Origin of the sequence: Nostocoides sp. (genome assembly GCF_037045025.1) — a bacterium.
GTDB lineage: Bacteria > Actinomycetota > Actinomycetes > Actinomycetales > Dermatophilaceae > Nostocoides_A.
Genome location: NZ_JBAOHM010000018.1, coordinates 55,308 through 72,976, shown reverse-complemented (window position 1 = coordinate 72,976; position 17,669 = coordinate 55,308). Strand labels below are relative to the sequence as shown.

Sequence of the window (17,669 nt, the reverse complement as noted above, 5' to 3'; positions counted from 1 at the left end):
CGGCGTGGTGGGGCGTCCTCGAGCGGCGGTCATCGGCGGGACACGCCCCTTCGAAAGGAGCTTCCCGGCACGCCTGAGGCCGAAACCCGTGCCGACAGGGTCCTCTCGATGGCGGGCTTCAGCGCTTCTTCAGATCGCGACCCGCGAGGCTAGCGTTGGGACGTGACGATCAACCCCGGGTGGTCGGTCGCGATCGCCGTCGTCGCGCTGCTGCTGCTCACCCTCGGCGCGTATGCCGTCGGCCGCCTCCCCGCGCCCCTCGCCACCCTCGTCGCGGCCGCCCGCGCGATCGTCCAACTCGGCATCGCGGCGTTCGTCATCACCTCGGTCATCAAGAGCCTGGCGGCCTCGCTCGCCGTCCTGGCGTTCATGTTTGCCGTTGCGGTGCTGACGACGGTCCGCCGGATCGACGCCCCGGGAGCGTGGCCGTGGGCGACGCTGGCGATCCTGTGCGGGCTGCTTCCGGTGGTTGCGGTGATCCTGGCGACCCGCACGATTCCGCCGACCGGCATCGCCCTGATCCCCGTCCTCGGCATCTTGATGGGCAACACGATGAATGGCCACACGCTGGCCTGCCGCCGCGCCTTCGCCGCCCTGCGGGAGGAGCGGGAACTGTATGACGCCTGGCTCGCCCTCGCCTTCACCCGGCGCCAGGCGATCGGCGAGATCGTCCACCGGCACATCCCCGAGGCGCTCATCCCCGGTCTCGACCAGGTCCGCACCGCCGGCGTCGTCACCCTGCCCGGCGCGTTCATCGGCGTGCTGCTCGGCGGCGGCAGCCCGGCCCAGGCCGCGGCGGCGCAGGTTCTCGTGCTGATGGGCATCATGGCGGCGCAGACGATCACCGCGGTGGTCGCCGAGCGGCTGATCTGCGCCACCCGCCTGTTGCCCGCCGACCTCAAGGCCTCGCTCACCCCCTGACCCCCTACCCCGTGCCCATTGCGCTGAGGTCTGCGCTGATACCCGTGCCCGTTGCGCCGAGGTCTGCGCTGTTTGCTGAGGTCGTACTACCGGTAGTACGACTTCGGCAAGAAATGACGACCTCGGCGCGGTTGGGCGGCGGCGGCGAAAAGTGGCGGCGAAAGAACCGACCTCAGCGCGGTTGGGGGGCGGCGGCGACGACGACGCCGGGCACTAACCCGAAGTTACGGCTGGTTGACGTGGCGAACCCCCTGCTGGGCAGGGGGTTCGCTGGTTTGGGTGTTGGTGGTTCTGTCTACTTGCCGTTGATGGTTAGGGGGATGGGGGCGTTTAGGAGGGCGAAGGTGTGGCGTTGGGTGGGGGTGGGTTCGGCCAGGGTGGGCACGAGGGGTGTGGTGTGGTCGGTGCCGTAGCGCAGGTCGTTGCGGGTCAGGGTGGCGAGGTGTTTGAGCAGGGCCGGGAAGGACCGCACGGGCTGGTCGTGGTCGTCGGTGTGTCGGGAGGCTTTGCGGTCCGCGGCTGGGGAGCGGTGGGCGGGGGCGACCGGGTCGGCGGGTGTTGGCGGGTGTTCGTCGGTGTAGGTCAGGGGGGCTAGGGTGGCGCGTAGGTGCCAGGTCAGGTAGGCGGCGAGCATCACAATCAGGACGTGGGCGCGGACGCGGTCTTCGAGGCGGTGGTAGATCGGGCGCAGGTCGAGGTCGGTGGCTTTGATGCTGCGGAAGTCGCGTTCGACGTGGGCGAGGTTTTTGTAGGCCTGGACGATGCTGGCGGGGGTGAGGGTCTCGGCGGGCGTTGGGGTGCGTAGCACGTAGATGCCGTCGAGGGCGGCTTCGGCGGCGATCTGGCTGGTTTTGCGGGTGATCACCACGGTGGTGTCGGTGATGGTCAGGTCGAAGTGTTTGGCCATCCGGTATTTGTTGAGGAGTTTGCCGACCCGCAGGCCGATCGTGTCGGCGCCGGCTAGCCGGCCCTCGGCCACTGCTCGCTGGGTGGGGGCCAGGGCGGTTTCGGTGGCGGTGAGCAGGTCCTCGCGTTTGCGGGCGCGTTCGGTGGCCAGGAACGGGTTGCGGCAGGCGATCAGCCGTTCCCCGGGGTAGTCGGGGTGGCTGATTTCGGCCAGGTTGTGTTCATCGAACAGGGTTGGTTGAAGCGGGCCGCCCTCGGCGGCAAGGGTTTTGATCGCGGGGGCGCGGAGCGCGGTGATCCAGCCGAGGTCGGCTCGGGTGGCCGGGTCGGTGTTGGTGTGGCGGATCGCGGTGATCCGGGCGGTGGTGATCATGCCGCGGTCGCCGACCATGACCATCTCGGTGAGTTTGAAGGTGTCCCGCACCAGGGTGACGGCCTCGATGAACGCGGTGGGGTCGGCGGTGTTGCCGGGGAAGACCCGGATCGCGACCGGGCGACCGGCCGGGTCGGTCAGCAGCCCGTACTCGATCTGGGTGCGGTTCTTCTTCCCGTCGCGGGAGTAGCCGCGCCGGGCCAGTGGGCAGTGGCTGCCTTCCATCCACGAGGACGATAGGTCGAACAGCGCCATCCGGGCGGGGTTGGCGTCGGCGGCCAGGTGGCGCCGGGCCAGCTGCTTCTCGATCGCGTCCTGGCGCCCGAGTAGCCAGTCCATCGCCGCGTAGACCTCGTCGGTGGAGGCACCGGCCAGGTCGAGGTCGACGCCCAGGGTGGTGTCGGCCCACCAGGAGATGGTCGCCAGCTTCGAGCCGGGTGCCAGCACTCGGGCGATGATCAGCCCCATCGCCAGGTTCTAGGCACCGGGCGGCTGGCGCTCCAGTCATGCTCCGCTAGTTCAGCGACGGGTCGTCGGGGAAGGTGGCCAGCAGCGAGAGCGGCCCGAACTGCCGGGCCAGCACCAGGCGCCACAGCCGCTCCGCGTCGAGCGCGAGCGCGTCCCCGGCGACGCGGTCGACGACATACCAACTGCCCGTGGCGATCTCGTTCTCGAGCTGCCCGGGCGACCAGCCGGCGTAGCCGACGAAGACCCGCATTCCCTGGATGTGCAACCCGACGTCGTCCGGATCGGCCTCGAGGTCGACGAGCGCCACCTCGTCATACAGCCGCTTGATGCCGTTCGGCTCCAGCGCGCCCCCCGGCAGCGAGACCACACCGAGGGCGGAGTCGGTCTGCACCGGGCCGCCGTAGTAGACCTGCGGACCCCCGACCGCCAGCCGCCCCCACCGCGGAAGCACGGCGTCGACCTCGGCCTCCAGGGGCCGGTTGAGGATGATGCCCTGGGCGCCGTCGTCGCCGTGGTGCAGCACCAGGACGACGCTGCGCCGGAAGACGCCGTCGCCGATCTCCGGCGTCGCCACGAGCAGGCGACCGGTGAGGTTGGCCGGCGCGTCCATACGCTCATTCTCTCGTATGCCGCCCGCCCCGCACCATTGCCACCACGACCACTCCCAGCGTGATCCCGGCCAGATCGGCGAGCCCGTCGCGCACCGACCCCGACCGAGTCGGGAGGAAGGCGCCCTGGATGACCTCGCTCGCGGCGGCATACGCGAGCAGGGCGGGGATCAGCAGGTGCGCCCGGAGCCCGGCGAGCAGTCCGAGTGCCGTCGGCAGCCCAAAGATGGTGGCGTGCACGACCTTGTCCTCGTGGGGGAAATGGGGATTGCCGCCCGGGCCGGGCAGGAAGAGCAGCAGGGCGCTCAGCAGCAACGACAACACAAACAGGCCGAGCAGGAGCCGCGTTCGCCGCGGGCGGTCCATGGCTCCTCCGGATGTCGTGATCTGGCGCGCGGGCATCCCGGGCCGGCAACGCGCCGCGACAGACTACCCTCCGGGCATGGACGCGTTCGTGGAGATGACCGGGACCGGCAGCGCCAGCGCCGCCCCCGACGTGGTGGCTCTCGATCTCGGGGTGCGCTGCCCCGGCAAGAGCGTAGCGAGCGCGCTGAGCGAGGCGGACGCCGCGATGGGAGGAATCATCGACGCGGCGAAGGAGGGCGGCGTGGCCGCACGCGACCTGCAAACGACCGGGGCGAGCGTCTACCCGCAATACGACAAGGAAGGCGTCGGTGTCGTCGGCTATGTCGCGTCGCAGTCGCTGCGCCTGCGAGTGCGTGACCGCGACCGGGTCGGTGGGCTGATCTCGGCCTTTTCGAGCGTCGCCGGGAATCGCCTGACGCTCGACAATATCGCTCTGCTGCTTGACGATCCGACGGGCCTGTTGGAGCAGGCCCGCGCCGCCGCGTTCGCCAACGCCCACGACAAGGCTCGCCAGTTCGCCGCCTTGGCCGGGCGGGAACTCGGCCCGGTGCTCTTCGTCGTCGACACGCCGTCCGGACCGACTCAACCATTCGGCAGCGCGCGCCAGGCGGCCGGCTACGCGATGAAGGCCGAGGCGGCGGACATGTCGGTCGAGGCCGGCGAGAACAGCGTCACGGCGACCGTCGTGGTGCGCTGGGCCTGGGCCTGACCCACGGATGTCGCTGCTCGATGCGCTCGGCTGGCTGGGCTCGGCGCTGCTGGTCGTCTCGGTCATGCAGACCCGGATCCTGCGGTTGCGGGTCCTCAACCTGATCGCCACCGTGATCCTGCTCGGCTTCAACGCCGGCATCCGGGTCTGGCCGATGGTCGCGATGAACGCCGTGCTCGCCGGCATCAATGTGTGGTTCATCGCCAAGCTCGGGCGACAGAGCCGCTCCGCGACTGGCGGGTATGCCGTGCTGCCCGTCCGCGAGGACGAGGCCTACGTGCGGCACTTCCTCGCGACTCAGGCGGGTGACATCGCCCGGTTCTTCCCCGGGTTCCGCGCGCACGCGGATGGGCCGCGGGCCTGTTTCCTTATCCAGCGCGGCGAGGAGACCGCCGGCCTGGTCGTGGTGCGTGACCTCGGCGAAGGCGTGGCGCAGATTGACCTCGACTACGTCACGCCCCCCTATCGCGACTTCACCCCGGGCCGATTCCTCTGGCAGACGAGCGATTTGATGGAGCAGCAAGGCTGGCGCGAGGTCAGGAGCCCGCGGGAGATGGTGGCGCCGCATTATGCGCGGGTGGGGTTTCGCCCGGCGGGCGATCACTTCGTGCTGACCCGCTGAGCATCGGTCGATGGCCACAGCCTCCACCACGATGGGCCGGCCCCGGCGCTCGCGGCGAGCGAGCTCCGGTGGAGGTGGCGGGAATCGAACCCGCGTCCACTGACGGCGAACCAGGACTTCTCCGGGTGCAGTGCGCTAAGGACCCCTGCGACAGCAGGAATCCAGGACTTTCTCGGCCCCAGGGCGCGCGCGCACACGTCCCCTGACAGGCCCAGTCGAGTTGGTGTCCCGCGCCGTCCCCCGACATGGCGACGCGGCTAGATCTCTAGATGACGCTGGTGACTAAGCCGAGATCGTGCTTAGGCCAACGGACTTCGGGCTCGCTCAGGCGGCGAGGGCGAAGTCGGTGCGCTTGGAATTGGCACCTATTGGTTTGCACGGAGCGTTGACGAGATAACCGTGCATCCTCGACCCGCTTCCCCTGGCTGACCGGACAATGTCGAAACCGATCACCCCCGAGAGGGGCCGACCCATCGCTGTGGAGTTGTCAATCGGCCCATTGGGCCGTCGAACCAGTTTGCCAGGTCAACGCCCCCGGTCCAAGTCCCATTCCCGGGGCGTGACCGTGATCAACCCGTGACCAACCTTTCGTCCGTCCGCGCCGTCTGAGTCATGGACCACGAAGACGTGGAATCACTTGCCATAGAAGGGGATTCAGAGATGCCACTTCGACGTATGCCGCTCCTCGCGCTCGCCTCCACGCTCGTGGCTGCCGCAGCGGCCGCCCCGGCACTGGCCGGTGTAGCCGTCGCCGACCAGCCGACAGCCGTCACCGCGCCAGTTCTGTCGACGGCGGAACGGGGCTGCTCTCCCGCCGCGCGATTCACGTTCACCCCACGGACGGGCACCTACAAGCAGGCACCGATCCGGACACAGTCGGTTGCCGGCGTCGCCCTGTGCCCGCAGACCGCAGGTGTTCCTGGCTTCGTCACCTCGGTGCGCGTCAACGCCGCGGCACAGCTGACCACGTGGAAGCGCGCCTGGGACACCGTCGCCGGAGGCCCTGGCCCGCTCGGCAGCTTCGAGCGCACCAACCGGACGATTGTGAACATCCCCGGCTTGATCGTGCTGCAGGGCGACGCCTACGCCGATCTCGGTGGCGCCCACGGCATCTCGCTCAAGACCTACGACATCCTCAACCCCAAGACCGGCTCGGTGGTCACCACGGACGGCATGCTTGTCGAGATGCAGACGGCCGGCGGCCCCAATTGGAACTTCGAGCGCGAACTGAACGCGTGGGCCCCCCATGGCGCCTATCCCGCCGTGGACCGGTCGCAAGTCTCGATGTATCCCGCCCGGGCGGGCATGCACATCGCCGTGGGGATGTGCCAGGCCTACGCCTGCGCCGCCGGCGTCGTCGAATACACGATCCCGTGGGACCGGCTGGTCGGCCCGGGCGAGGACATGAGCTTCATTCCGAACGCCTGGGGTTACTGAGCCCGGCGCAGCTACCAGGTGCCACCGGAGGAGCCCGAGCCGCCGCCGCCGGAGAAGCCGCCTCCGCCACCGAAACCGCCACCACCGTCGAAGACGCTCGTCCCGGAGGAGCCGGGCGTGGAGATGAAGGTGCCGGCGGCCTGGGTCGAGAACGAGTCGGCACCCGAGGCCACGGAGTCGAAGAAGCCGCCCGAGCCCCAGGTCGGGCCGTAGTACCAGATCGGCGGGGGAATGGTCACGCCCGCGGCCGCGGCGGCAGCCGCGACCTCCTCGAACGTGTGGGCCCACTTGTCGGCCACACCGAAGACGATCGCGTAGGGCAGGTAGCGGGAGAAGATCTGCTGCGCTTCCTCGAACCGGATCTGGTTGGCCTCGGCCGTCACCAGATATTGCCGGAACCCGAGTGCCTGGGCGAGGACCGCGCTGCCGTCGGCGGTGCGCGCGGCCATTCGCCGGCCCATCACCCGGATCAGCAGACCCGCGACGATCAGGCCGGCACCCAAAATCGTGGCGCCGCTCAGCGGCATACCCGAGATCGGGTTGCCGCCGCTACCGCGCAGGAAGAAGATCGCAAAGAAGCCGATCACCGCGACCCCGTTGCCGAGCCCGGTCCAGGTGTTGCGCTGCGACTGCGGCGACTGCCGGAACCAGCCGCGGCGCACCACCTCGGCGTACATCGCTCCTTTGACGCGGGCGAGGGTCTGGGCGAAGGTGTTTTTCAGCTCGCTCAGGCGCACCTCGGTGCCGCGGGAGAAGAGGGCGGTGAGCAGCATCTGCTCGTATTCGCTCATCACCGAGCCGGACGGGGGCTGGGTCAGGGTGAGGATCCAATCGGTGCGCCCGAAGCTCTTGTCGGTCTCGGTGATCGTCAAGAAGCCGCGCACGGCCAGATCGAGGATGGTGGCCGTCACATCGACGGTGTTGGCCTCCTCGTCGATCAGGGTGCCGACCATGCCGGGTTGCACCCCCGCGGGCGGGGTGAACTGGACGGCTACCGTCGCCGGGCGAGCCTGCCGGACGGTGTGCGTTTGCTCCCCTACGCCCGGGGTCAGGCCCGGGGTCAGCCCGGCATACGCCTCGTCGCGCCCGCGGGACCAGACCAACACGGCCATCCCGGCGGCGGCGAGCACTGGGATGAACAGGCCGACCCCGGCAAAGAGACGGCCGAGTAGCCGCTCCTGGGCGGGGGGCACGGTCTCGGTCCCCTCGCTGCCCGTCGACCCCTCGACCAGGTCGGGAGCCAAATCGCCGAAGGCGGAGCGGTCGGCCGAGACCGCCACGGTCATGGCCTGGCCCGGCTGGAGGTCGTTGTGCGAGAACCGGGCCGGGTTGCCGAGTTCGGCCGTGCACAACGAGTCCGAGCCGGTCGCGCCGAAGTTGCAGCCGACCTGGCGGACCTCCCCCGGCGAGGTGACGCTCGCCGAGATCGAACCATAGCTCTGCTCGTTGGCCGCACCGACGATGTCGTGCACGAACTCGGCCCGCTCGGTGTCGATCTCGTTGACGATGTGCGCCAGCCGGTAGGAGATGACATAGGTCTGCCGCCCGGTCACCGTCTCGTCGGGAGAGCCGATCCGCAGGTGGACATAGGCGCCGTAGTCGTCCTGGCGGACATCGGTCGGCGCCCCGGTCTGTGAACTGACCGACAACTGGCTCAGTTGGAAGTAGCGATAGACGTCCTCGCGGTCACGATAGCCGGCACGCACCCGGATGTCGCGGGTGATCCCGTGCCGCTCCTGGCCGTCGGGGAAGACCTGGGTGATCCGCTCCTCGATCCGGGCCGAGCCGTCCCGGTCGAGCTCGATGCTCACCCGGTAGTCGGCGATCTGCTCCTGCTCGGCCGCGGACGCCGGCCCGGCCGCGGCGAGCGCCCAGGCCAACACCAAGCCAACGGCCGCAAGCAGGCGCACCGCGCCTCGCCTGGCCGTGGACGTCCGGTGCCGCTGCGCCCGGTGCATCAGTCGTCCCGGCCGCGGGAGTGCAACGCCCGGGCGGTTTCGCGATCGTCCTGCCGCTCGCGCAGCGCCTGCCGCTTGTCGTAGTCCTTCTTGCCTTTGGCCAGGGCGATCTCGACCTTGGCGCGACCGTCCTTGAAATAAAGGGACAGGGGCACGATCGTCTTGCCCGATTCGCGGGTGGCGGCCCGCAGCTTGTCCAGCTCGGCCCGGTTGAGCAGCAGCTTGCGGCGCCGGCGCGGGGTGTGGTTGGTCCACGTGCCCTGGGTGTATTCGGGGATGTGCACGGCCTCGAGCCAGAGCTCGCCGGCGTCGAAGGCGGCATACCCGTCGGTCAGCGAGGCGCGGCCCAGGCGCAGCGCCTTGACCTCAGTGCCCTGCAGAGCGATGCCCGCCTCATAGGTCGCCTCGATGTGGTAATCGTGGCGGGCCTTGCGGTTGCTGGCGATCAGCGTGCGCCCGTCGCCGGGGCGTTTGGTCTTTGCCATCGGCTACAACCAGCGGCGCGGGTCGACCGGGGTGCCGTTCTCGCGGGTCTCGAAATGCAGGTGGCAGCCGGTCGACAGGCCGGTCGTGCCGACATACCCGACGAGTTGGCCGCGGGTGAGCGAGCCGCTGTAGGCGACGATGCGGCTCATGTGGTTGTAGGTCGTTGCCAACGAGACGCCACGTTGAATGCCGTGGGAGAGGACGACCTGGTTGCCGTAGCCGCCGCCCCAGCCGGCCGAGACGACCGAGCCGGGCGCGGCGGCATAGATCGGGGTGCCGCACGCGGCGGCATAGTCGCGGCCGCTGTGCAATCGCCAGTAGTGCAGGATCGGGTGAAAGCGCAGCCCGAACTCCGAGGACACCCAGCCCGAGGAGGGCGCCGACAAGAACCCGCCGCCGCTGGGGTTCGTGCTCGGTGGCGGGTTCGTGCCCGGCGGGGTCTTCGGAGAGGACGGTTTGGGGGTTGCCTGCTCGGCGGCCTTTTGCTGCCGGCCAATCTTGGCGAGCTTGGCGGTGAGCGCATCGGAGTCGGATTGCAGCCCGGCGATCCGGGTCTTCTCCTTGCGGCGCTCGGCGTCGAGGTCGGCAGCCGCCACCTCCTGGGTGGCGATCAGCGATTCGAGGTCGCGCTCGGCCTGCTCCGCCGTGGCCTGGCTCGACCTCGCCTCACCCAGGGCGATCTCGGTCGCGGCCTGCGCGGCAGCCACCTGACGGCGGGTGGCGGTCAGCCGCTCGCGCTGCGCGGCGAGGTCGGCGGCCGAGGTGTTGAGCGATCCCAGGGCATCGGTCTGGACCTCGGCGACCGTGTCGGCCATCGCCATCCGGTCGGCGAAGTCCTGCGCGCCCCCGGCGGACAGCGCCGCCGACCACTCGCCGAGCCCCTGCTCCTGATAGAGGTTGGCCGCAAAGGCAGCCACGGTCGCGCGCGTGTCGCGGATCCGCGCAGTGGTGTCGGCCAGCTCCCGCTCGGCCTGCTCCTGCTCGGCCTTGGCCAGCTCCAAATCGGCGATCGCCTGCTCGTTGCGCTGCTCGGCGAGCAGCGCGGCGGCGCGCGCCTGCGCCACGGCATTCTGGGCACCGGGCAGCCGCGCCCGGGTCTCCCCCAGGGTCTCGTATGCCGCTTTCAGCGCCGCCGAGGTGTCGTCCAGGTCGTCCTGGGCATCGGCCAGCCGCTGGGCGGTGGCCTTCAGTTGCCGGCCGACCTGCTGCTTCTCGTCGTCGAGATCGGCGTGCGCCGCACCGGCGAGCGTCGTCGCGCCGAGCACGGCAAGGAGCGCGCCGGTGCTCGCGAGCCGGCTGCGCCGGAAGTGTCCAGTGGGATTCATCGCGGCCCAGGATAGGCGCCTTACCGCCCGAATACACCCGTTCGGGCGCGTGTCGCCGTCATGGCCTGGGTCAGATCCGCAGATAGCGCCACAGCGTGACCGTCGAGGTGAGGACGGCCAACAGGATCACGCCCCCGAGCAGATAGGGCGCGACCGCGAGCACGTCGGTGGCCGAGATCAGCGCCTGGTTCTTGACGATCGTGTTGAGGTAGCGGTTGAAGATGAAGTGCACGGTGGTCCACAGCATCCCGATTGCCAGGGCGGCACCGATGACGGCAGCAATCAGCACCTCGAGGATGAACGGCGTGCGGATGGCGAAGTTCGAGGCGCCGACCAGGCGCATGATGCCGATCTCGCGTCGCCGGCTGAACGCCGCCTGCCGGATCGTGGTCGCCATGAGCAAGGTCGCGCACAGCACCATGAGCGCGGCAACGATGACCGCGAAGAGCGTCACGAAGTTGATCACCGTGAAAAACTTCTTGAGCACCTTCTGCTGGTCTTGGACGGTCGCCACCCCGGGCGCGTTCTCGAACGCGCTGCCGACGACCTCGAAGCGGGTCGGGTCGGAGAGTTGGACCCGGTAGCTGGACGGGATATCGCCGACCTTGATGTTGCCGACGAGAGGGGTGTTCTTGAACTGCTCGCTGAACCGGTCGTAGGCCTCCTGCTCGGATTCGAAGAAGACCTGCTTGACCAGCGGCTTCATGTCGTCCAGCTGGGCCCTGATCGTCTCCTTCTGATCCTCGGTGACCGGGCTGGTGCAGTTGTCTTGCAGGCTGACCTTGCTGCACAGGAAGATCGAGACCTGCACCCGGTCATACCAATAGCCCTTCATCGCATCGGCTTGCCGCTGCGCCAGCAGGCCCAACCCGAGCAGATAAAGGGAAACCATCGTGACGAGGATGACCGAGATGGCCATGGACAGATTGCGCCGCAACCCGACCCACACATCCCCCAGGAGGAAACGCAGCCGCATGGTCAGTCCTCCCCCTTGACGACTTCGTCGGCCCAATCGCCCTCGTCGGGATCGGTCCACAGGTCGTCGGGGTCCCGCTCCGGCTGCGGCGCGGCCGTGGGAGCCTCGGCCTTGGGGATGTAAAGGCCCTGCGCGTCGTCGCGGACCACCTTGCCGTCGTCGAGTTCGACGACCCGGCGCCGGAACTCATCGACGATGACATTGTCGTGGGTGGCCATCAAGACCGTGGTCCCGGCGGCGTTGATCGTCGCGAGCAGGCGCACGATGTCCAGGCTGGTCGCCGGGTCCAGGTTTCCGGTGGGCTCGTCGGCGAGCAGCAGGATCGGTTTGTTGACGACGGCGCGGGCGATCGCGACGCGCTGCTGCTCACCGCCGGAGAGCTGATGCGGCATCCGGCGGCCCTTGCCCTGCAAACCGACCATCTCGAGCGTCTCGGGCACCAGCGTGCGGATCAGCCGGTTGGGCTTGCCGAGCACCTGCAGCGCGAAGGCGACGTTCTGGGCGACGGTCTTGTTGGGCAGCAGCCGGAAGTCCTGGAAGACGGTCCCAATCTGGCGGCGCAGCCGAGGCACCTTGCGCGGCGGCAGCACACCCAGGTCGTGCCCCGCCACCAGGACGCTTCCCGTCGTCGTCGGTTCCTCGCGGATGACCAGGCGCAGCACCGTCGACTTGCCCGAGCCCGAGGGTCCGACGAGGAAGACGAACTGGCCACGCTCGATCTCGAGGGTGACATCGTCCAGGGCGGGCCGGGTGCCCCTCGGGTAGGTCTTGGTGACATTCTCGAAGCGGATCATCGTGCAGCGGGGAGCCTTCGGTCAGGGGCGCGCGGAGCGGGCGCCCACGAGAGCATACGTCGGTGGATTGTCGAGCTAGTCCCTGGCTGCTTCCTGGGAGCGTCGCCACCGGATGCCGGCCTTCGATGAAGTCGTCGATGTCACCGTCGAAGACCGCCTGCGGGTTGCCGACCTCGTGGTTGGTGCGCAGATCCTTGACCATCTGATAGGGCTGCAGGACATAGGAGCGCATCTGATCTCCCCAGCTGGCCTTGATGTCGCCGGCGAGTTCCTTCTTGGTCGCCGCCTCCTCGGCCTGGCGCAGCAGCAGCAGCCGCGACTGCAACACCCGCAGCGCCGCCGCGCGGTTTTGGATCTGGGACTTCTCGTCCTGCATCGAGACGACGATGCCGGTGGGGATGTGCGTCATCCGCACCGCGGAGTCGGTTGTGTTGACGCTCTGCCCGCCGGGGCCGGAGGAGCGGAAGACGTCGACCTTGATCTCGTTGTCGGGGATGTCGATGTGGTCGGTGGACTCGATCAGCGGGATGACCTCGACCGCGGCGAAGGAGGTCTGGCGCCGGCCCTGATTGTCGAACGGGCTGATCCGCACCAGCCGGTGGGTGCCGCCTTCGACCGAGAGATTGCCGTAAGCATAAGGGACGTTCACCTCGAAGGTCACGCTCTTTAGCCCCGCCTCCTCGGCCCGGGAGGTGTCGAGCACCTTCGTCGGGTAGCCGTGGCGCTCGGCCCACCGGTCATACATCCGGTAGAGCATCTCGGCGAAATCGGCGGCATCCACCCCGCCGGCGCCGGAGCGAATCGTCACGACTGCCTCGCGCTCGTCATACTCACCCGACAGCAAGGTGCGCACTTCGAGTTCGCCCACGCTTTTGGTGATCGCCGCCAGCTCGCGCTCGGCCTCGGCGAGCGTGGCCTCGTCGGCCTCCTCCTGCCCGAGTTCGACGAGCACCTCCAGATCGTCGATCCGCGAATCCATCTCGAGCACCCGGTCGCGCTCGGCGATCGCCCGGGACAGGGCGGAGGTGACTTTTTGGGCGTTGTCCTGGTCATCCCACAGATCCGGCGCCCCCGCGCGGGTTTCCAGATCGGCGATCTTGGTGGCCAGCGTGTCGAGATCGGTGACCTCGCGCACCGACGCCATGGTCGCGCGCAGGTTCGTGATCGCCTCGGCGTAGTCGGTAGCCACGAGGATCTAGCCTACGGCAGCGGCGGATAGGGTGACCGCCATGCCACCGAGTCCCGCCGCCGGCCGCTGTTTGAACTCTGAGTCACTCGAAGGTGGAGGTCACGCCAGCAGCTGGGGCAGAAAGGCCAGCGCCGCGTCGAGGACATCGGTCGGGTTCCGGCCGAACGAGTGAGCGCCCGCGACCTGGGCAACCCACCGCCCGTCGGTCAGCACCCGACGGACCTCCTCCGGCGTCCCGAAGGGGTCCTTCGCGCCCTGGATGACCCGCACCGGTATGCCGTGCTCTCCCGGCGTCCGCAGCTCACCGGCTCGCGACGACTCGGGTTTGCCCGGCGGGTGGAGCGGGAAGGACAGGCACAGCACGCCGTGCGCCCCAACCGTTTCCGCGGTGCGGCAGGCGACGCGGGCACCCGCGCTGCGCCCGCCGACGACGAGCTTGCCGACGATGTCGAGCTGCGTGAGCATCGGGACCCAGGCGGCGTCCAGGGTCGGCGGCCGGCCGGCGAGCTTGCGTCCGGCGACCTTCCACGGTTGCTCGATGAGGACGACCCGATAACCGTGCTCGGGCAGCCGGGCGGCGAGGAGCATCAGGTCGCTCGCCCCGATCCCGCCGCCGGCGCCGTGGCCGAGCACGACCGTCGCCGCGGCGGGCGCCGAACCGGCATAGATGTGCCCCCGCCCCGGACCCTGAGGCGTGTCCAACTCGACGTGCTCGGCCACCGCGGGTCGGCTAGCCGATGCCGTGAACGGTGCGGACCGCGTCGCGGTAGCGCGCGACGATCTCGGCCCCGGCGTCGGGGGCTCCCGGTTCAGCCACGACGTCGATGGAGATCTCCCACACCGGTGGCCCGGCACCCCCCGACAACGTCCACGCCGCCTGCCGGGCCGCACCGATCCCGACGTACTCCCCCGCCGCCGGCACAGCCACCGGAACACCGAAGAGCAGGGGCGCGATGTCGTGGACCGCAACCGAGGCGGCCGCCCCGCCGACGAGCAGGATGCGTTCGACCGGCACGCCATGCTCGCGCAGGGCAGCCACTCCCGCAACGAGATTGAGCAGCATCCCTTCGACATGGGCGCGGGCGAGGTTCTCCGGGGTCGCGTTGGCCCGGGTGAGACCGAGCAGGGTGCCGCTCGCCCCGGGCAGGTTCGGTGTGCGCTCGCCGTCCAGATAGGGCAGCAGGGTCAGCCCCCCGGCACCCGGCGCCGCGGCCAGGGCCAGCCGGTCGAACTCGGCATAGTCCACGCCGAGGATCGTCGCGCCCGCATTCATCACCCGGGCCGCGTTGAGCGTGCACAGCAGCGGCAGGTAGCCGCCCTCGGCGTCGGCGAAGGACTGCAACGCGCCGGAGGCATCGGCCAGCGGGTCGGCGTGCCGGGCAAAGACCGTTCCGCTGGTCCCCAAGGAGACCACGACATCTCCGGGGGCCAGGCCCAGGCCGAGCGCCGCGCCCATATTGTCCCCCGTGCCCGGCCCCACGAGCATGCCCGAATCGGTCCGCCCGGCAACGGCATTGGGCGCCAGCACCTCGGGAACCTCGATGGTCCGGCCAATGGCCAGCTCCATGACGTCGGGCCGATAGTCCTGGCTGTGCGCCGACCAGTAGCCGGTGCCGGACGCGTCCCCCCGATCGGTGGTCCAGCGCTCAAAGCCGTTGCCGTCCTGCAGGATCCGCCCGGTGAGCCAGTCGTGCGGGAGCACGCACGTGCGGGAGCGCTCCAGGTTGTCGGGCTCGGTGCGCGCCAGCCAGCGCAGTTTGGTCGCGGTGATCGCCGCGACCGGCACGAGGCCGATCTGCTCGGCCCATGCCTGCGGGCCGCCGAACTCCGACACCAGGTCGGCGGCGGCGCCGGCCGAGCGGGTGTCATTCCACAGCAGCGCCGGGCGCACCACCTCGCCATCGGCGTCCAGGGTCACCATGCCGTGCTGCTGGCCGCCGACCGCGATGGCCTGGACGCCGTCGAGGATCCCGTCACCGCTGGCCTGGCGCCAGGCCCGCCACCACGCGTGCGGATCGACCTCGGTGCCGTCGGGATGGGGCGCCCGGGCGGTGCGCACCAACGCCCCGGTCTCGGCGTTGCAGACCACGATCTTGCACGACTGGGTCGAACTGTCCACTCCCGCAACCAGGGTTTCCGAGCTCATGGCCGCGATCCTATTCGTGCGCTGACCTCCCCGACCCGGCCGTGGTCAGCCACCCGCAAGCGCCTCGAGAGTGGCCCGCGCGCCGTTCTCGTGCAGGCTGGCGAGGAAGCGCCGGTAGGGCCCGGTGAAGCGCTCGTCCTCGGCCAACGCGCCGAAGAAGTCCCGGTCGCGCAGGAAGGCGAGGTCGTCCTGCGCCTGGGCACGGGCCGCGGCCATCACCTTGTCCTTGTGGCGGTCGACGACCTCGATCGGCTGGCCCTGCTCGTCGACGCCCTCGGCGTAGCGCGCCCACGCGGCGACGACGAGCGCCGACCGCTCGATCTGACCACCGTCGGCGAGGTTCTGGTCGATGACCGGGACCAGCCACTTCGGGATCCGGTCGGAACTCTCCGCGCACAGCCGGGCGAGGGTGTCGCGCACCTGCGGGTTGGCGAAGCGCTCGATGAGCTGGTGGCGGTAGGCATCCAGGTCGACCCCGGGCACCTCGGGCAACGTCGGGCTGCCCTCATCCTCCATATAGCCGAGCAGGAAGCGCACGAACAGCGGGTCCTGGCAGACCTCGTGCGCATAGCGATAGCCGCTCAGATAGCCGAGATAGCACAGCGCCTGGTGGGAGGCGTTGAGCAGCCGCAGCTTCATCAGCTCATACGGCCCGACATCGTCGACGATCTGGACACCGACGTCCTCGTATGCCGGCCGCCCGCTGGCGAAGTGATTCTCCAGCACCCACTGGGTGTAGGGCTCGCAGACCACCGGCCAGGCATCGGCAACGGCGAACCGCTCGGCGAGATCGGCGATGTCGACCTGTTGGGTCACCGGCGTGATCCGGTCGACCATGCAATTCGGGAACGGGATGTGCTCGCGCATGTAGGCCGCGAGCTCGGGGTCCTGCAGCTTCGCGAAGGCGAGGATCATCGTGCCGGCGACGTGGCCGTTGCCGGGCAGGTTGTCGCAGGACATCACGGTGAACGGTGGCGTGCCCGCGTCGCGGCGCATCCGGGCGACCGCGGTGATGAACCCGAAGACGCTGCGCGGCAAGCCATCCCCGGCCAGGTCCGCCTCCACATCGGCGCCGTGGGGATCGAACTCCCCGGTCACCTGGTTGACGTGGTAGCCGCCCTCCGTCACCGTCATCGACACGATCCGGGTGCCCGGGTCGGCCAGGCGATCCAGCACCGCCTGCGGGTCGTCGGGCGCAAACAGGTAATCGACGAGTGACCCGATGACTCGGGCCTCGCGCGAGCCGTCCGGGTGCTTCAAGACCAGCGTATAGAGGCAGTCCTGCGCGTGCAGGGCATCGCGCATCCGGACATCGCCGGGCATCGTGCCGACCCCGACGATCCCCCAGTCCAGCGCCGAACCCTGGTTCATCAGCTGGTCGAGATACATCGCCTGGTGGGCGCGGAAGAACCCACCGACACCGAAGTGGACCATGCCGGCAGTGACCCGGCCACGGTCGTATGCCGGCACGGCCACCTCGGCGGGCAGGTCGCCGAGGGTGGCCGTGCTCAACGTCAGGGGGGCTTGCGCCATCAGCGAACCGCACCCATCGACAGACCCTGCACGAGCTTGTCCTGCGCCGCGAAACCGGCGATGAGCACCGGCAGGGACACGATGAACGAGGCGGCGCACACCTTGGCGAGGAAGAGGCCCTGGCTGGTCACGAAGCCGGTGAGGAAGACCGGCGCCGTTCCCGCCTTGGTGCCGGTGAGCACGCGGGCGAGCAGCAGTTCGTTCCAGCTGAAGATGAAGCAGATCAACGCCGCCGAGGCGATCCCGGGCATGACGACCGGGGCAATGACCTTGCGCAGCGTCGTCGACAGGTTCGCCCCGTCGACCTGCGCGGCCTCGAGCATCTCGACCGGGACCTCGGCGAGGAAGCTGCGCAGCATCCATACGGCAATCGGCAGGTTCATCGAGGTGTAGAGGATGACCAGCAGCCAGATGTTGTCCAGCAGCTTGGTCTTTTGGGCGAACATATAGATCGGCAGGATGCCGGCGACGATCGGCAGCATCTTGGTCGACAGGAAGAAGAACAGCACGTCGGTCCACTTGCGCACGGGCCGGATCGACAGTGCGTATGCCGCGGGGAAGGCGAGCACCAACACCAACAGCGTGGACACCACGCTCGCGGTCAGGCTGTTGAGCAGCGGCGGCCACGGCCCGGCGTCGAAGAAGGTGCGGTAGCCGTCGAGGCTGAGCGGGGCGAAGAAGCTCGGCGGATTAGTCGCGGCGTCGGCCTCGCTGTGGAAGGAGGTCAGCACCATCCACACCACCGGGAAGGCGAACAGGATGCCGACCACCCAGGCCAGGACGCTGAGGACGACCCCCGATCGCGGAGGCTTTTGGTGGCGGATCTCGATCTGACCGCCGTGGGCGCTGGGT

The 17,669-nt window shown here is 69.4% G+C and carries 17 protein-coding genes and 1 other RNA gene; 4 read left to right on the top strand and 14 right to left on the bottom strand.

The window, feature by feature from the left end; all coding sequences use genetic code 11:
• Positions 1-162 precede the first annotated feature (162 nt).
• Complete coding sequence (locus tag V9G19_RS25520) at positions 163-921, top strand: ABC transporter permease (protein WP_462288197.1); 759 nt, start codon at positions 163-165, stop codon at positions 919-921.
• 295 nt (positions 922-1,216) lie between these two features.
• On the opposite strand, the gene V9G19_RS25515 is transcribed toward V9G19_RS25520, so the two are convergent.
• The 3 genes from V9G19_RS25515 to V9G19_RS25505 are packed head-to-tail and all read right to left on the bottom strand — an operon-like array spanning position 1,217 to position 3,642.
• Complete coding sequence (locus tag V9G19_RS25515; RefSeq protein WP_462288196.1) at positions 1,217-2,668, bottom strand: IS1634 family transposase; 1,452 nt, start codon at positions 2,666-2,668, stop codon at positions 1,217-1,219.
• A 46-nt stretch (positions 2,669-2,714) separates the two neighbouring features.
• Positions 2,715-3,278 carry a YqgE/AlgH family protein gene (locus tag V9G19_RS25510; protein ID WP_462288195.1) on the bottom strand — a complete coding sequence of 188 codons (564 nt, stop codon included), beginning with the start codon at positions 3,276-3,278 and terminating at the stop codon, positions 2,715-2,717.
• Between the two features lie 4 nt (positions 3,279-3,282).
• On the bottom strand, positions 3,283-3,642 hold the full coding sequence (locus V9G19_RS25505; protein WP_462288194.1) for a VanZ family protein: 360 nt from the start codon (positions 3,640-3,642) through the stop codon (positions 3,283-3,285).
• 76 nt (positions 3,643-3,718) lie between these two features.
• Between V9G19_RS25505 and V9G19_RS25500 the strand changes: the two genes are divergently transcribed.
• Both V9G19_RS25500 and V9G19_RS25495 read left to right on the top strand, forming a co-directional pair.
• Positions 3,719-4,351: an SIMPL domain-containing protein gene (locus V9G19_RS25500; protein ID WP_462288193.1), complete on the top strand. Its 633-nt coding sequence runs from the start codon at positions 3,719-3,721 to the stop codon at positions 4,349-4,351.
• 7 nt (positions 4,352-4,358) lie between these two features.
• Positions 4,359-4,973 carry a hypothetical protein gene (locus tag V9G19_RS25495; protein ID WP_462288192.1) on the top strand — a complete coding sequence of 205 codons (615 nt, stop codon included), beginning with the start codon at positions 4,359-4,361 and terminating at the stop codon, positions 4,971-4,973.
• A gap of 66 nt (positions 4,974-5,039) precedes the next feature.
• Here V9G19_RS25495 and ssrA read toward each other — a convergent pair.
• Positions 5,040-5,430: a transfer-messenger RNA gene (ssrA, locus tag V9G19_RS25490) on the bottom strand.
• A 218-nt stretch (positions 5,431-5,648) separates the two neighbouring features.
• On the opposite strand from ssrA, the gene V9G19_RS25485 reads away from it, so the two are divergent.
• Positions 5,649-6,410 carry a hypothetical protein gene (locus V9G19_RS25485; protein ID WP_462288191.1) on the top strand — a complete coding sequence of 254 codons (762 nt, stop codon included), beginning with the start codon at positions 5,649-5,651 and terminating at the stop codon, positions 6,408-6,410.
• An 11-nt stretch (positions 6,411-6,421) separates the two neighbouring features.
• Here V9G19_RS25485 and V9G19_RS25480 read toward each other — a convergent pair whose 3' ends face one another.
• The 10 genes from V9G19_RS25480 to V9G19_RS25435 all read right to left on the bottom strand — a co-directional run bounded on the left by V9G19_RS25480 (position 6,422) and on the right by V9G19_RS25435 (position 17,641).
• Positions 6,422-8,320, bottom strand: a complete 1,899-nt coding sequence (locus V9G19_RS25480) for a DUF2207 domain-containing protein (protein ID WP_462288190.1) — start codon at positions 8,318-8,320, stop codon at positions 6,422-6,424.
• Positions 8,321-8,367: 47 nt separating this feature from the next.
• Positions 8,368-8,853, bottom strand: coding sequence for an SsrA-binding protein SmpB (smpB, locus tag V9G19_RS25475; protein WP_462288189.1), 486 nt, complete (start codon positions 8,851-8,853; stop codon positions 8,368-8,370).
• A gap of 3 nt (positions 8,854-8,856) precedes the next feature.
• On the bottom strand, positions 8,857-10,179 hold the full coding sequence (locus V9G19_RS25470) for a peptidoglycan DD-metalloendopeptidase family protein (RefSeq protein ID WP_462288188.1): 1,323 nt from the start codon (positions 10,177-10,179) through the stop codon (positions 8,857-8,859).
• A 70-nt stretch (positions 10,180-10,249) separates the two neighbouring features.
• Positions 10,250-11,155, bottom strand: coding sequence for a permease-like cell division protein FtsX (ftsX, locus tag V9G19_RS25465; protein ID WP_462288187.1), 906 nt, complete (start codon positions 11,153-11,155; stop codon positions 10,250-10,252).
• Positions 11,156-11,157: 2 nt separating this feature from the next.
• A complete protein-coding gene (ftsE, locus tag V9G19_RS25460) occupies positions 11,158-11,949 on the bottom strand; it encodes a cell division ATP-binding protein FtsE (RefSeq protein ID WP_462288186.1) in 792 nt (263 codons plus the stop codon).
• A gap of 75 nt (positions 11,950-12,024) precedes the next feature.
• A protein-coding gene (gene prfB, locus V9G19_RS25455; RefSeq protein WP_462288488.1) for a peptide chain release factor 2 occupies positions 12,025-13,093 on the bottom strand; the annotation gives its coding sequence in 2 pieces (ribosomal slippage) (positions 12,025-12,069 and positions 12,071-13,093; 1,068 coding nt in all).
• 144 nt (positions 13,094-13,237) lie between these two features.
• Positions 13,238-13,858, bottom strand: coding sequence for an alpha/beta hydrolase family protein (locus tag V9G19_RS25450; RefSeq protein WP_462288185.1), 621 nt, complete (start codon positions 13,856-13,858; stop codon positions 13,238-13,240).
• 10 nt (positions 13,859-13,868) lie between these two features.
• Positions 13,869-15,284, bottom strand: coding sequence for an FGGY family carbohydrate kinase (locus V9G19_RS25445; RefSeq protein ID WP_462288184.1), 1,416 nt, complete (start codon positions 15,282-15,284; stop codon positions 13,869-13,871).
• Between the two features lie 45 nt (positions 15,285-15,329).
• Complete coding sequence (locus V9G19_RS25440) at positions 15,330-16,817, bottom strand: mannitol dehydrogenase family protein (protein ID WP_462288183.1); 1,488 nt, start codon at positions 16,815-16,817, stop codon at positions 15,330-15,332.
• Positions 16,817-17,641: a carbohydrate ABC transporter permease gene (locus V9G19_RS25435; RefSeq protein WP_462288487.1), complete on the bottom strand. Its 825-nt coding sequence runs from the start codon at positions 17,639-17,641 to the stop codon at positions 16,817-16,819. The genes V9G19_RS25440 and V9G19_RS25435 overlap by 1 nt, the downstream gene beginning before the upstream one ends.
• Positions 17,642-17,669 lie beyond the last annotated feature (28 nt).

Bases quoted from the DNA above. Each gene is read 5' to 3' on its own strand.
- V9G19_RS25495 (WP_462288192.1), top strand. From the start codon at position 4,359: ATGTCGCTGCTCGATGCGCTCGGCTGGCTGGGCTCGGCGCTGCTGGTC.
- V9G19_RS25470 (WP_462288188.1), bottom strand. From the start codon at position 10,179: ATGAATCCCACTGGACACTTCCGGCGCAGCCGGCTCGCGAGCACCGGC.
- V9G19_RS25500 (WP_462288193.1), top strand. From the start codon at position 3,719: ATGGACGCGTTCGTGGAGATGACCGGGACCGGCAGCGCCAGCGCCGCC.
- V9G19_RS25440 (WP_462288183.1), bottom strand. From the start codon at position 16,817: ATGGCGCAAGCCCCCCTGACGTTGAGCACGGCCACCCTCGGCGACCTG.
- ftsE (WP_462288186.1), bottom strand. From the start codon at position 11,949: ATGATCCGCTTCGAGAATGTCACCAAGACCTACCCGAGGGGCACCCGG.
- V9G19_RS25445 (WP_462288184.1), bottom strand. From the start codon at position 15,284: ATGAGCTCGGAAACCCTGGTTGCGGGAGTGGACAGTTCGACCCAGTCG.
- smpB (WP_462288189.1), bottom strand. From the start codon at position 8,853: ATGGCAAAGACCAAACGCCCCGGCGACGGGCGCACGCTGATCGCCAGC.
- V9G19_RS25515 (WP_462288196.1), bottom strand. From the start codon at position 2,668: ATGGGGCTGATCATCGCCCGAGTGCTGGCACCCGGCTCGAAGCTGGCG.
- V9G19_RS25505 (WP_462288194.1), bottom strand. From the start codon at position 3,642: ATGGACCGCCCGCGGCGAACGCGGCTCCTGCTCGGCCTGTTTGTGTTG.
- V9G19_RS25485 (WP_462288191.1), top strand. From the start codon at position 5,649: ATGCCGCTCCTCGCGCTCGCCTCCACGCTCGTGGCTGCCGCAGCGGCC.
- V9G19_RS25510 (WP_462288195.1), bottom strand. From the start codon at position 3,278: ATGGACGCGCCGGCCAACCTCACCGGTCGCCTGCTCGTGGCGACGCCG.
- ftsX (WP_462288187.1), bottom strand. From the start codon at position 11,155: ATGCGGCTGCGTTTCCTCCTGGGGGATGTGTGGGTCGGGTTGCGGCGC.